The sequence below is a fragment of the Brevundimonas sp. SH203 genome, assembly GCF_002157625.1.
In the GTDB taxonomy this organism is placed as follows: Bacteria; Pseudomonadota; Alphaproteobacteria; order Caulobacterales; family Caulobacteraceae; genus Brevundimonas.
In genome coordinates, this window is record NZ_BDMM01000005.1 from 20,240 (window position 1) to 34,058 (window position 13,819).

General features: G+C 71.6%; 12 protein-coding genes. 10 read left to right on the plus strand and 2 right to left on the minus strand.

What is annotated here, in order from left to right:
* The first annotated feature begins 68 nt into the window (after positions 1-68).
* The 10 genes from SH203_RS11220 (at position 69) to SH203_RS11265 (ending at position 11,279) form a co-directional block, all read left to right on the plus strand.
* Positions 69-314 (plus strand): type II toxin-antitoxin system Phd/YefM family antitoxin, encoded by a 246-nt coding sequence (locus SH203_RS11220; RefSeq protein ID WP_087121034.1) that lies wholly within the window; start codon positions 69-71, stop codon positions 312-314.
* Positions 311-697, plus strand: a complete 387-nt coding sequence (locus SH203_RS11225; RefSeq protein ID WP_087121035.1) for a type II toxin-antitoxin system VapC family toxin — start codon at positions 311-313, stop codon at positions 695-697. The genes SH203_RS11220 and SH203_RS11225 overlap by 4 nt, the downstream gene beginning before the upstream one ends.
* Before the next feature lie 99 nt (positions 698-796).
* A complete protein-coding gene (locus tag SH203_RS11230; protein WP_087121036.1) occupies positions 797-1,651 on the plus strand; it encodes a 1-acyl-sn-glycerol-3-phosphate acyltransferase in 855 nt (284 codons plus the stop codon).
* Positions 1,652-1,664: 13 nt separating this feature from the next.
* Positions 1,665-2,123: a tRNA (adenosine(37)-N6)-threonylcarbamoyltransferase complex ATPase subunit type 1 TsaE gene (gene tsaE, locus SH203_RS11235; RefSeq protein ID WP_087121037.1), complete on the plus strand. Its 459-nt coding sequence runs from the start codon at positions 1,665-1,667 to the stop codon at positions 2,121-2,123.
* Positions 2,116-3,207, plus strand: a complete 1,092-nt coding sequence (gene amgK, locus SH203_RS11240; protein ID WP_087121038.1) for an N-acetylmuramate/N-acetylglucosamine kinase AmgK — start codon at positions 2,116-2,118, stop codon at positions 3,205-3,207. The genes tsaE and amgK overlap by 8 nt, the downstream gene beginning before the upstream one ends.
* Positions 3,208-3,239: 32 nt before the next feature.
* Positions 3,240-3,935 carry an N-acetylmuramate alpha-1-phosphate uridylyltransferase MurU gene (murU, locus tag SH203_RS11245; protein ID WP_087121039.1) on the plus strand — a complete coding sequence of 232 codons (696 nt, stop codon included), beginning with the start codon at positions 3,240-3,242 and terminating at the stop codon, positions 3,933-3,935.
* Positions 3,932-7,000 carry a double-strand break repair protein AddB gene (gene addB / locus SH203_RS11250; protein WP_087121040.1) on the plus strand — a complete coding sequence of 1,023 codons (3,069 nt, stop codon included), beginning with the start codon at positions 3,932-3,934 and terminating at the stop codon, positions 6,998-7,000. The genes murU and addB overlap by 4 nt, the downstream gene beginning before the upstream one ends.
* Entirely contained in the window at positions 6,997-10,419 is a 3,423-nt protein-coding gene (gene addA, locus SH203_RS11255; protein WP_087121041.1) for a double-strand break repair helicase AddA, read from the plus strand. The genes addB and addA overlap by 4 nt, the downstream gene beginning before the upstream one ends.
* Before the next feature lie 257 nt (positions 10,420-10,676).
* Positions 10,677-11,012 (plus strand): thioredoxin, encoded by a 336-nt coding sequence (gene trxA, locus SH203_RS11260; protein ID WP_087121042.1) that lies wholly within the window; start codon positions 10,677-10,679, stop codon positions 11,010-11,012.
* A 72-nt stretch (positions 11,013-11,084) separates the two neighbouring features.
* Positions 11,085-11,279 carry a hypothetical protein gene (locus SH203_RS11265; protein ID WP_087121043.1) on the plus strand — a complete coding sequence of 65 codons (195 nt, stop codon included), beginning with the start codon at positions 11,085-11,087 and terminating at the stop codon, positions 11,277-11,279.
* Positions 11,280-11,482: 203 nt separating this feature from the next.
* Here the strand turns inward: SH203_RS11265 and SH203_RS11270 are convergent, their stop codons facing one another.
* Complete coding sequence (locus SH203_RS11270; RefSeq protein ID WP_087121044.1) at positions 11,483-12,769, minus strand: folylpolyglutamate synthase/dihydrofolate synthase family protein; 1,287 nt, start codon at positions 12,767-12,769, stop codon at positions 11,483-11,485.
* 157 nt (positions 12,770-12,926) lie between these two features.
* Positions 12,927-13,817, minus strand: a complete 891-nt coding sequence (gene accD / locus SH203_RS11275; RefSeq protein WP_087121045.1) for an acetyl-CoA carboxylase, carboxyltransferase subunit beta — start codon at positions 13,815-13,817, stop codon at positions 12,927-12,929.
* Positions 13,818-13,819 lie beyond the last annotated feature (2 nt).

Genomic DNA, 13,819 nt, shown 5'->3' on the forward strand with positions numbered 1-13,819 from the left:
CCGTCCGCCCGACGAAAGTTGCCGCGAGCGCCGGGCTTAGCTAAACTGCTTGGTCCAGGGAGCGCGACATGACCACCGTCACCGTCCACCACGCCAAGACTCACCTGTCCAAGCTGATCGCCGCCGCCGAACGCGGAGAAGAGGTCGTCATCGCCCGCGGCGACAAGCCGGCCGTGCGGATCGTGCCTTTTGAACCCGCCGCGAGGCCGGATCGCAAGCCGGGGCGGCTCAAAGGACTCGTCGCCATGGATGATCGCTTCTTCGACCCTCTGCCCGAGGATGAACTGCGCCTGTGGGAGGGTCGCGGCGAATGAGGCTGTTGCTCGACACCCACGCCCTGATCTGGTGGATGTCCGGCGAATCCGGTCTCAGCGCCACCGCAGAAGCGGCGATAAGGGACGGCGGCAACACCGTCTTCGTCAGCGCGGTTTCGGCATATGAAATCGCGCTCAAGCACGGCATGGGGCGTCTGCCTCAGGCCGCGCCGCTGGCCGAACGGTTCGAGGCCGAGGTCGAGATCGAAGGGTTCGCCGTCCTTCCTATCACCGCCCGCGAGGCGTCGCAGGCCGGGCGCATGGACGACGCCCATCGCGATCCCTTCGACCGGCTGCTGATCGCCCAGGGCCTGCTCAACGCACTGACGCTGGTATCCAACGAGCGGCTTTTCGACCGTTTCGGCGTCGCCCGGTTATGGTGACAGACCTCGCCCCCCCATAGCGCCCTCGGGGCGTCGCATCGCCGGGCGCGACGCATCCGGCTTGCCCCTTGGGACCGAACCGGCGACAAGCGGTCTTCCATGGATTCAGCCGCCCGCCCCGCCCGACGCCGACCGCACATCGTCGATGTGCTGATCGCCGAGCGTGCGCCGCGCCTGACCGCCTCGCTGCTGTGGCCGCTGGTGCGTCCGGCGCTCTATGCCGTGCTGGGCTATGGGGCGGCGGTGCGGATGGCCGACGCCATCCAGCCGCTGTCGGGGGCCGGGACGTTCGACCATGTGTCGGACCTGCTGGGGCTGAAGGTGACGGCGACGAACCTCGATCGCCTGCCCGCGACCGGCCGCTGCGTCGTAGTGTGCAACCACCCGACCGGCATCGCCGACGGGGTCGCCGTCTTCGATGCGATCAGGCGGCGGCGCGGCGACATGATCTTCTTCGCCAACGCCGACGCCCTGCGCGTCTCGCCCCGGCTGGACGAGACGATCATCCCGGTCGAATGGGTCCACGACAAACGCACCCGCGAGAAGACGCGCGCCACCCTGAACGCGGCCCGGACGGCGTTCGAGGCCGAACGCTGCGTCGTCATGTTCCCGGCCGGGCGTCTGGCGCGCGAGACGAACGGCGTCCTGACCGATCCCGAATGGGCGCCGACCGCCGCCTCGCTGGCGCGCAAATACGAGGCGCCGGTCGTTCCGATGCACGTCACCGGCCCCTACAGCCGGCTGTTCCACCTGTTCGACAAGGTCTCGCAGGAGCTGCGCGACGTGACCCTGTTCCACGAACTGCTGAACAAGGCGGGCAAGCCGTTCGGCGTCGACGTCGGCCTGCCCATCCCCGCCGACCGGCTGGACGTGGACGCCGCCAAGGCCACCGAGGCGCTAAAGGTCTTCACCGAACGCACCCTGGCCGCCAATCCCAATTCTGTGTTTCCGTGAGGGCGGTGTTCCCATGAAGATCGCCCTGTCCGACGCCGAGGCCACCACCCGTCTGGGCCAGGTCATCGCCCCCCTGCTGGCGGCGGGCGACAGCGTCCTGCTGTACGGCCCCCTGGGCATGGGCAAGTCGACCCTGGCGCGCGGCCTGATCCGCGCCCTGACCAGGCCGGACGAGGATGTGCCCAGTCCGACCTTCACCCTGGTCCAGTTCTACGACAGCGCCCCTCCCGTCGCCCATTTCGACCTCTATCGCCTGACCCGGCCCGAAGAAGCCTTCGAGATCGGTCTCGACGAGGCGCTGGACGAGGGCTGCGCCGTCATCGAATGGCCCGAACGGCTGGGCGACGATCCCGGCTCGTTCCTGGGGCCCGACCGGCTGATCATCGAAATCTCCCAACAGGGCGAGGGCCGCCTTGCGACCGTTTCCGGCGTAGGGGCGTGGGAAGCAAGGCTGAAGGAACTGAATGTCTGACCGCGAAACCCTCCGTCTCGACTTCCTGAAGGCCGCCGGCCTGGCCGAGGCCGCCCGCGCGCCCCTGCCCGGCGACGCTTCCACGCGGCGCTACGAGCGGCTGACGCCCGCGACCGGCCCGACCCTGATGCTGATGGACCAGGCGCCCGCCGCCGAAAGCCCGCCGTGCGATCCGTCGTGGACGCCAGACCAGCGCCGGGCCGCCGGATGGAACGCCGTCGCCCGCCTGTCCGCCGGGCGGATCGAGGCCTTCGCCGCCGTCGCCGCCCATCTGAAACGCCTGGGCCTGTCCGCCCCCGACATCCCGGCGCTGGACGCGCCGAACGGTCTGGCCGTGCTGGAGGATTTCGGCGACGCCCTGTTCGCCCGCGTGATCGCGGACGGCGCGGACGAGACGCCGCTGTATCTGGCCGCCATCGAGGCCCTGGCCGTCCTGCACGCAGCGGGCGATCCGCCCGCGACCCTGCACGGCCCCGGCGGCGACTGGCCCCTGCTGACCTATGACGAGACGGCGCTTCAGGGCGGGGCCGATCTGTTCGTCGACTGGCTGCCGAAGCTGGACGACCGCGTGACCTTCGACGCCGCCGCCATAGCCGACTGGCGCGCGGCCTGGACGCCCGTGGTCGCCTCGGGCGCGGGCGGCGCCTCGGTCATGGCCCATCGCGACTATCACGCCGAGAACCTGATCTGGCTGCCCCAGCGCGACGGCGCCGCGCGCGTCGGCATGATCGACTTCCAGGATGCGGTGCGCGCCCACCCGTCCTGGGATTTGCACTCCCTGCTTCAGGACGCCCGGCGCGACGTCTCGCCCGCGCTGGAGGCCGAGGCGCTGGACCGCTATTTCGCCCTGCGTCCCGGCGTGGACCGCGCGGGCTTCATGGCCGATTACGCGGGGCTGGCGGCGCTGAACCAGGCGCGGATCATCGGCATCTTCGCCCGGCTGATCGCCCGCGACGGCAAGCCGCGCTACCGCCAGTTCCTGCCCCGGATGTGGCGGCATCTGAACGCCAATCTGGACCAGCCGTCGCTGGCGCCCGTCGCCCGCTGGTTCGACCGGCATGTTCCAGCCGAGGTCCGCGCATGACCGCTGTTCCAAAGACCGCGCCCAGAACGGCGATGGTGCTGGCCGCCGGCCTCGGCACCCGGATGCGGCCCCTGACCGACGACCGGCCAAAGGCCCTGGTCGAGGTGGGCGGCCGCGCCCTGATCGACCATGTGCTGGACCGTCTGGCCCAGGCCGGGGTCGAACGGGCCGTGGTCAACGTCCACTGGTTCGCCGACCGGCTGGAGGCGCATCTGGCGGCGCGCGGTCGCGGCCCCGAAATCCTCATCTCCGACGAACGGGCCGAACTGCTGGAGACCGGCGGCGGTCTGAAGAAGGCCCATGCCCTGCTGGGCGACGCCCCGGTCTTCGTCGCCAATATCGACAGCGTCTGGATCGACCGGGGCGATGCGCTCACGGATCTGGTCCGCCTGTGGAACCCCGAGACGATGGACGCCGCCCTGCTGCTGGCCCGCCGCGAGGGCTCCATCGGCTTCGAGGGCGACGGCGATTTCTTCCTTGCCGAGGATGGCCGCCTGACCTTCCGGGGCGAGGCCCCATCCGCCCCCTTCGCCTATATGGGCGTCCACATCACCCGCCCCGGCTATGCCGACGCCGGCCCCGACGGCGCCTTCTCCCTCAGCCCCCTGTGGCGCAAATCCGCCGCCGAGGGCCGTCTGTTCGGCTGCGTGCTGGACGGCGACTGGATGCACGTCGGCGACCCGCAGGCGCGGGATGACGCCGAGGCGAAACTGGCGGGAGAGACGTGAGCCTGTTCGATCCCTTCACGGCGTCCAGCCCGCGCTGGTACGCCATCCCCGCGCACCGGCCCTTCCTCGAAGACCTGGCGGCGGGGGTGCTGGCGTGGCTGGGCGACCTGCCGCCCGAGACCCTGTCGGACGCGACGATCCTGCTGCCCAATCGCCGGGCCGCCCGCGCCTTCACCGGCGCCCTGTCGAAACTGTCGGGCGACCGTCCCGTGCTGCTGCCGCAGGTGCGGCCTCTGGGCGATCTGGAGGAGGACGAGCCGCCCTTCACCCCCGGCGCGCTCGGTCTGGACCTGCCGCCCGCCATCCCCGCCCTGACGCGCCGGTTCGAGATGGCGCGGATGATCGTCGAACGGTTCGATTCCACCCTGTCCCCGCTGCGCGCGCTGGACATGGCCGACGCCCTTGGCGGCTTCCTCGATTCCTGCCAGCTGGAAGAGATCGAGAACCCCGAACGGATCGCTGCGCTGGTCGACGGCGAGATGGCCGAACACTGGGAGCGGTCGGCGAAATTCCTGGGTCTGGCGGTCGAGGCCTGGCCCGAGCGCCTCGCCGAACTGGGTCTGGTCGATCCGGCCTGGCGTCGCGCGACCCTGCTGAACCGCCTCGCCGAACTGTGGGACCATACGCCGCCGACGCAGGCCGTCATCGCCGCCGGTTCGACCGGCACCGTCCCCGCCGCCGGCAAGGTGCTGAAGGCCGTGGCCAGTGCGCCCCTGGGCTGCGTCGTCCTGCCCGGCCTCGATCTCGATCTGGACGCGGACGTCTGGAACCGGCTGGACGAACAGCATCCGCAGAGCGCGATGAAACGTCTGCTGGACCATTGCGAGATCGCGCGCGACAGCGTCCGCCCCTGGTTCCGCCCCGCAACGTCCGCCGCCGTCGAGGCGCGCGGCCTGGCCCGCCAGCGGGTGGTCAACGAGGCCCTGCGCCCGGCCGAGGCCACCGACGACTGGCGCGGCGCCATCCGCGACATCCGTTCGGCGGCTGTCGCGCGCGGCGAGACCCGCGACCCCATCGCCGAGGGTCTTCAGGGCCTGTCGCTGCTGACCGTCCGCGCCGAGGAAGAGGCCGCCGCCGCCATCGCCCTGATGATGCGCGAGACGCTGGAGATGCCGGGCAGGACCTGCGCCCTCGTCACGCCGGATCAGGCCCTGGGTCGCCGCGTCGCCGCCCGGCTGGAACGCTGGGGCGTCGTCCCGGATTCGTCGGCGGGCAGCCCCCTGTCGCGCCTGCCCGCCGGCGCCCTGGTCGATCTGTGCGCCCGCTGGATCGCCGATCCGGTCCAGCCGCACCTGCTGCTGGCCGTGATCAAACATCCGCTGGTCCGGTTCGATCTCGGCGATGCGTCTCAGGCGGCGGCCGTCGCGGCGCTGGAGGAACACGCCCTGCGCGGTCCCCGCCCGCGCGACTTTTCCGCCCTGCATCGTCGCCTGCTGGAGGCGGTCCAGCCCGACCGGCGCGGCAAGGCCCCGCCCGAGTGGAAACAGGCCCGGCTGTCCGCCGCCACGCGGCTGGTCGACCATCTGCAGGCCGCCGTCCAGGCCGCGACCGCCGCCTTCACGCCCGACGCCGACCTGAACCTCGCCGCCTCGGCCCTGACGCGGCTGATCGAGACCCTGGCGGGCCAGAACGCCTGGGCCGGTCCCGACGGAGAGGCCGCCGCCGGCCTGTTGTCCGGCCTGATCGAGGGCGGGGCGTCGCTGGGCCGGGTCCGGCGCGCGGAGCTGGCCGAACTGGTCGCCGCCCTGGTCAAGGAGACGGTGGTGCGAACCGGCGGGGCCACCCATCCGTCGCTGCGGATTCTGGGCGCCATCGAGGCGCGGCTTGTCCGCGCCGACCGGATGATCCTGGCTGGGCTGGAGGAAGGCGTCTGGCCCCAGGCGGCCCCGACCGATCCCTTCCTGTCGCGCCCGATGCGAAAGGCGCTGGGCCTGCCGCCGCCCGAGCGTCGCCTGGGCCAGACGGCGCAGGATTTCGTTCAGGCCGCCTGCGCCGACGAGGTGATCCTGGTCCACAGCGAGCGGCGGGGCGGCCAACCCGCCGTCCGCTCGCGCTGGCTGTGGCGGCTGGAGATGCTGACGCGCGGCGCCGATTCCAGGGACACGCCCGTCGCCCTGTCCCGCCCGACGACCGTGCTGGACTGGACCCGCGCCCTCGACGCGCCCCCGCCTGGCCCGCCGCGCTTCGCCAAACGGCCAGAGCCGCGCCCGCCGGTGCATCGCCGCCCGCGCAGCCTCTATGTCACCCGTATCGAACGCTGGGTGCGCGACCCCTACGCCATCTACGCCCTGTGGGTGCTGGGGCTGGAGGCGATGGAGCGGCCCGGCGCCTCGGCCGAAGCGCTGGCCCGCGGCAACGCCGTCCACGCCGCCATCGAACGGCTGACGCTGGACTGGCCGAACGACCTGCCCGACGACTGCGAAACCCTCCTGCACGACCATCTGCTGCGCGAACTGGGCGCGCGCGGGTTCGAGGATGCGGCCATGGCGCGCGAGGCGCCGCTGGCCCGCAACTGCGCCCGCTGGCTGACCGAGTTCGAGCGGCGGCGTCGCGCGCGCGGCGTCGACATCCTGGTCGAACAGCAGGGGACGATGACCTTCGACGCCCCCGCCGGCCCCTTCACCGTCAAGGCCTTCGCCGACCGGATCGAGCTGGCGTCCGACGGCGCGGCGGTGATGGACTTCAAGACCGGGGCGGCGCCCAGCGCCAAACAGGTCAAGTCCGGCTTCGCCCCTCAACTGACCCTGACCGCCGCCATCCTGGCCGACGGCGGGTTCGAGCGCACCAACGGCCCGGTCACGCCCGACGAACTGACCTATGTGCGCGTGGTGGGACGCAAGACGGCGGGCGAGGTCGTCACCCGCGCCTCGGGCGCTGAGGCCGCCGACCTGGCCCAGGCGGCGCTGGACGGGCTGAAGCGCCGCGTCGCCCGCTTCGACGACGAGAACACGCCCTATGTCTCCTGGGCCGCGCCCCAGTTCATGGGCAATCAGGGCGGCAACTACGACCATCTGGCCCGCGTCTGGGAATGGTCGGTGATCGGCGACGGGGACGACAGCGAATGACCGCCCCTTCTCCCCAGATCGTCGCGGCCGATCCGCGCCTGACCGTCTTCGTCACCGCCAACGCCGGCTCGGGCAAGACCACCACCCTGGTCAACCGGGTGGCGCGGCTGCTGCTGGATCAGGTCGACCCCGGCGCCATCCTGTGCGTCACCTACACCAAGGCCGCCGCCGCCGAGATGCAGGCCCGGCTGTTCGACCAGCTGGGCGGCTGGGCCGTGCTGGACGACGCCGCCCTGTCGCGCGAACTGGCCCGGCTGGACGACGGCGACCCGCAGGCGATGGACCACGCGGCGCTGTCGCGTGCGCGCAAGCTGTTCGCCCGCGCGCTGGAGACGCCCGGCGGGTTGAAGATCCAGACCATCCACGCCTTCTGCGAGAAGCTGCTGCGCCGGTTCCCGCTGGAGGCCGGGGTCTCGCCCCGCTTCACCGTGCTGGAGGACCAGGCCGCGACCGCCCTCAGCCATTCGGCGCGCGAGGATCTGGCCCGCGCCGCCGTCGCCGACCCGGACGGCCCCATCGGCCTGGCCTACAGCCATTTCGCGGTCGAGCTGGACTGGCAGAGGTTCCAGGCCCTGCTGTCGATGATCGAGGCCCGACGCGCCGATCTGCTGGACTATATCGACCGGGCCGAGGCCGGAACCGCGCCCGATCCCTGGTCCTTGACCGGCGCCGAGCGCGACCGCAGCCCGGAGGATCTGGAACACGATTTCGTCGCCTTCATCGACCCCGGAGAGTGGAACCGCATGGCCGAGGCCATGGCGACCGGCTCGGCCAACGACCGCAAGATCGCCGACGCCATGAGCGTCGCCGCCCCGCCCTACGCCGGTTTCGCGGCCCTGGCGGGCGTCTTCTGCACCCAGGCGGGCGAGCCGCGAAAGAGCATGGGCACCAAATCGGCGCCGCAGGGGGCGGTCGGCTGGCTGGTCGATCTCCAGACGAAATTCCTCGCCACGCGCGAGGCCCTGCGAAAGGCCAGGGTCGCCGACGACACGGTCAAGGTCCTGACCCTGGCCCGCGCCCACGCCGCCTTCTACGAGGCCGCCAAGGCCCAGCGTGGAGCCTTGGACTTCCCCGATCTGGTCGCGCGCGCCGCCGCGCTTCTGACCCGAAGCGGGGCCGCCGCCTGGGTGCTGTACAAGCTGGACGGCGGGGTCGATCATGTCCTGATCGACGAAGCCCAGGACACCGCGCCCGAGCAATGGGCCATCGTCCGCGCCCTGACCGGCGAATTCTACTCCGGCGAAAAGACCGGCCGCACCGTCTTCGCCGTCGGCGACGAGAAACAATCGATCTACTCCTTCCAGGGCGCCCGGCCCGAGCGGCTGCGTCAGGAACGCGGCGCCTTCCTGGCCCTGGCCGAGGGCGCCGGCGAACCCTTCGCCGGGCCGGAGCTGAACACCTCCTACCGCTCGACCGAAGAGGTGCTGGCCTTCGTCGACGCCGTCTTCGCCGATCCCGACCGCACCCGCGCCCTGACCGGCCCCCAGGGCGACATCGCCCGCCACATCCCCGCGCGCACGGGCCAGCACGGCGCGGTCGACCTGTGGCCCCTGTTTCTGGACGAGCTCGCGCCCGAGACCGACGCCTGGGACGATCCGGTCGATCAGGAAGGCGCCGGCAGCGCCAGAAAACGCCTGGCCCGCGACCTGGCCCGCGAAATCCGCCGCCAGGTCGAAAGCGGCGTCGCCGTCTTCGACCGAAGCACGCGCGACCTGCGCCCCGCCGGCTATGGCGACTATATCGTCCTGGTCCGCCGCCGCGACGCGACCTTCGAGGAGATCATTCGCGCCCTGAAGACGGAGGGGCTGCCCGTCGCCGGGGCCGACCGCCTGAAACTGTCCAGCCATATCGTCTTCGACGACCTGATCGCCCTGGCCCGGTTCGCCCTCTTCCCCGACGACGACCTGTCGCTGGCCGAGGTGCTTCGCAGCCCCCTGTGCGACGTGGACGAGGACGGTCTCTATGCCTTGGCCGGGCGCGAGAACCGCAAGCCCGGCCAGCTGTGGCGCGATCTGCGCGACCGGGCCGGGGAACGCCCGGAATGGAGCCGCGCCCGCGACGCGCTTCAGGCCGCCCTCGGCGCGCGCGGCGGCGATCCCTTCGCCTTCTTCTCCCAGGTTCTGAACCGCGTGGACGACACGGGGCTGTCGGGGCGCGCCCGCATCCTGGCCCGGCTGGGCCGCGAGGCGGAAGAGGCCATAGACGAGACGCTGAATCAGGTTCTGGCCGCCGAGAACCGGGGTGCCGTCGATCTGGAGACCTGCCTCGCCCAGCTGGAGGCCGCCGACGTCGAGGTGAAGCGAGAGCTGGAAGGCGCGCGCGGCGAGGTCCGCGTCATGACCGTCCACGGCGCCAAGGGGCTTGAAGCGCCCATCGTCATCCTGCCCGACACCACCATGAAGGCGAAGGCGCAGGGCCCCTCCCTGATGCCGGCCGTCACCCCCGAGGACGAGCGCGAGGCCTGGCTGATGGCCCCCGGCTCGGCCCGCGACGACTGCCCCGCCTCGGCCGACGCCCGCGCCGCCCGCCAGACCCGCACGGACGACGAGACCCTGCGCCTGCTCTATGTCGCCCTGACCCGCGCGCGCGACCGCGTCATCGTCATGGGCCGCGCCTCCAGCCGGGGCGCCGAGGCCGGCAGCTGGTGGTCGATCCTCTCAGAAACCTTCGACCGGCTGGGCGAGCGGGTGCGCGAGGTCGAGAACGGCGTGCGCCGCTTCGGCGTCGATCCCGAGCGCCGCACGGTCGTCGCCGCCCCGGCCGGATCGGCCGCCGCCCTGCCCGCCTGGGCCGCCTCCGCCCCGCCCGCCGACGCCGCCGCCCGCTTCGCCTCGCCGTCGCGGATGGAGGGCCAGGTCCGCATCCCCGCCCCCTCGCCCCTGGCGCGCAGCGAGTCCGGCGGCGCCGCGCTGGGCCGGTTCCGGCGCGGCGACCTGATCCACCGGCTGCTGGAACGGCTGCCCGACATCGCCCCCGCCGACCGGGCGGACGCGGCCGTGCGCCTGTTGTCGCGCGAGACCGATCTGGACGCGGCCCAGCGCGCCGAGATGATCGCCGCCGCCTTCTCGGTGCTGGACGACGCCCGTTTCGCCCCCGTCTTCGGCGCGGGGTCACGCGCCGAGGTCGCCCTGACGGGGTCCGCCCCCGACCTGCCGCCCGGCGTCGCCATCAACGGCCGCATCGACCGGCTGGTGGTCACGCCCGACCGGGTTCTGGTCGTCGATTACAAGACCAACCGCCCGGCCCCCGCCGCCCTCGACGCCGTCGATCCGGCCTATGTGCTGCAGGCGGCGGTCTATGTCGCCGTCCTGAAACGCCTCTATCCCGGCCGCCCGGTCGAGGCCGCCCTGGTCTGGACCGACGGCCCGAAACTGATGCCCATCCCGCAGGCGATGCTGGAGGCGGCTCTGGCTTCCTAAACTCCCGTCATCCTCGGGCTTGACCCGAGGATCGGGCGCGCCGCCGCTCATGCGAACGGGCCACGCACCGCCCGATCGACGCCCGGCCTCGGGTCAAGCCCGAGGGTGACGGCGGATGAAGGGAAGAGTTGAATTGCCCGCGATTCGCTCCCACATCTGCGACTGAACGCTGGACAGCCGTCCGGCGCGCCACAATTCGGCGCTCAAGCCGCTCGGCCCCGCGGGCCGAGTGTTAGCGCCACAAAGGGAGACCATTCATGGCGACTGTAAAAGTCACCGACGAAAGCTTTGACGCCGACGTCCTGAAAGCCTCGACCCCCGTGCTGGTCGATTTCTGGGCCGAATGGTGCGGCCCCTGCAAACAGATCGGCCCGGCGCTGGAGCAGATCGCCGACGAACTGGGCGGTCAGGTCACGGTGGCCAAGATCAACATCGACGACAGCCCCATGACCCCCTCCAAACTGGGCGTGAAGGGCATCCCGACCCTGATGCTGTTCAAGGACGGCCAGATGACCTCGATGAAGGTCGGCGCCATGCCCAAGGGCAAGATCGTCGAATGGCTGGCCGAGGCCGGCGTCAAGACCGACGCCTGATCCTTCGCCGTCTTTGAAGATCACGCGCCCGCCGGTCCCGACCGGCGGGCGTTTTCATGTTAGGATGCCGCCATGAGCGACGAAGCCCCCATCACCGACCCGGCGGAAGCCGACGACATCCCCGGCGAAACCCCGGCGCAGAAGGCCCTGCGCCTGAAGACCGCCAAGCTGGACGCCCGCCCCAAGCCCCCGCGCGGCGGCCGCTTCCAGCGCGAACAGGCCGCCCGCATCGCGGCCGGCAAGTCCAAACCCTGGATGACGCGGTAGGTCAGCGCGCAACCCCTCGCCCTCCCCGCCCCGGGGAGGGTGGTCGCGCCAGCGACCGGGTGGGGGCGGCCCGCCAGGGACGCGCCTTGTGAACGAAGGGCAGATGTTCAGGGCGGTTCAGGGCGGCGCACGGCCGCCCCCGCCCGACCTCGCTGCGCTCGGCCACCCTCCCCCACAGGGGGAGGGAGAGCGTCGGGCGACGCTCAGACCGGCCAGGTCTCTTCGCTGGCGCCCAGCACTTCCCCCGCCAGATACAGCGACCCGCAGATGGCCACCCGGCCCGCGCCCAACCGCAGCGCCAGCCTCAGCGCCTCGTCGACCGATCCGGCGGGCGTCGCGGCCAGACCGTGACCCCGCGCCACGGCGGCCAGCGCCGCCGGGTCCGCCGCCGCGCCGTCGAAGTCGACGGTGAAGACGGTGGCGTGGCTGTCCTTCAGAGCGGCGAAGAAACCGCCCGCGTCCTTGTTGGCCAGCATGCCGCAGATCAGGGCCAGCGGACGCGGCGCCCGCGTCTGACGCTCGGCCAGAAACGCCGCCAGCGCCCGTCCGGCATGGGGATTGTGCCCCCCGTCCAGCCACAGTTCGGCCTCGGCCGCCCGCGCCGCCTCGCCGTAAGGACCGGCCGAAATCCGTTGCAGGCGCGCAGGCCAGCGCACGGCCTTCAGCCCCTCGGCGATGGCCGCTTCCGGCAGGTCCAACTCCAGCGCCGCCGCGACGGCCACGCCCGCATTGTCGATCTGGTGCGCGCCCGCCAGCCCCGGCGCGGGCAGGTCCAGGAACCTTTCCTGATCCTGAAACGCCAGCCCGCCGCGTTCCGCCCAGGCGTCGAAATCCACCCCCATGACCGTCAGCGGCGCATGAACCGCCTGCGCCGCCCGTTCGATGGCGGCCATGGCGGCCTCCTGCTGGCGCGCGATCACCCCCGGCGCACCCGGCTTCAGCACCCCGGCCTTTTCCGCCGCGATGCCCGCCAGATCGGTCCCCAGGAACTCGGCGTGGTCGTAGTCGACCGGCGCGATCACGCTCAGCAGCGGCCGCTCGATCACATTGGTCGCGTCCAGCACCCCGCCCAGCCCCACCTCGATGATGGCCAGGTCGGCGGGGGTCTCGGACATGGCCAGGAAGGCGGCGGCGGTGGTGCTTTCGAACACCGTGGCCTCACTGCCGGTCTCGGCCATCGCCGCCTCGATCCGGTCCAGGATGGCGTTCAGCGCCCGATCCTCGATCAGCGTTCCGGCCAGCCTGATCCGCTCGTTGAACCGCACCAGATGGGGCGAGGTGTAGGCATGGACCCGCAGGCCCGCCGCCTCGGCGATGGCGCGGATCATCGCCACGGTCGACCCCTTGCCGTTGGTGCCGGCCACATGGACCACCGGCGGCAGGCGATGCTGGGGATCGCCCAGCGCGGCGCACAGCGCCCTCATCCGATCCAGCGACAGGTCGATCCGTTGCGGATGCCGCGCCCGCAGGCGCTCGGAAATCGGGTCCATTCACCGTCCCACGAATTCGCCCCTTCCACCCACCGTCATCCTAGGCCTTGTGCCTAGGATCCATACGCCCGGTGTCGAAAGGAGAGACCCCATCTCTGAAGCCTGTGTTTCTGGATCCTAGGCACAAGGCCTAGGATGACGAGAGGGAGAGAAAGCGTCAGGCCGCCTGGCGGTTTCCGCCCATCAGCATGGACAGGATCTGGCCCAGAACGCGGGGCAGGTCGGCGCGGGTCACGACCCGGTCCACCATGCCCTTTTCCTGCAGATATTCGGCGCGCTGGAAGCCCGGCGGCAGTTTCTCGCGGATGGTGGCCTCGATCACGCGCGGCCCGGCGAAGCCGATCAGAGCGCCCGGTTCCGCCAGATGCACGTCGCCCAGCATGGCGTAGGAGGCCGTCACCCCGCCCGTCGTCGGGTCGGTCAGGACCACGGCATAGGGCAGTTTCGCCTGTTTCAGCTCCTCGATGGCCAGGGTGGTGCGCGCCATCTGCATCAGCGACAGGGCGCCTTCCTGCATCCGCGCGCCGCCGGCGGCGGTGAAACAGACCAGCGGAACCCGACGGGCCACGGCTTCGCGCGCGGCCTTGATGAAGGCTTCGCCCGCCGCCATGCCCAGAGACCCGCCCATGAAGGTGAAGTCCTGGACGATCACCACCGCCGTCTGGCCGCCCACGGGGCCGACGCCGATGGCCATGGTGTCCTTGCGGCCCGCCGCCTTCCTCGCCGCGTGCAGCCGGTCCTTGTAGGACTTGCCGTCCGAGAACTTCAGCGGATCTTCCGGCACGTCGGGGCTGTCGATGGTTTCATAGACGCCGCCGTCGAAGGTGGCCTTCAGCCGCGTCGGCGCGTCGATCCGCATATGGCGGCCCGACGGCGTGACCCACAGGGCGGTCTCCAGGTCCGACCGATACAGCATCTCGCCGCTGTCGGGGTCCTTGACCCACAGATTGTCCGGGGTGTCGCGGCGCGAGACGATCTTGCGCACGCCGGGCGCAAAGCGGCTGAGCCAGCCGCCGCGCTTTTCCTGAGGCTTGGTCTTGTCGTTCATCC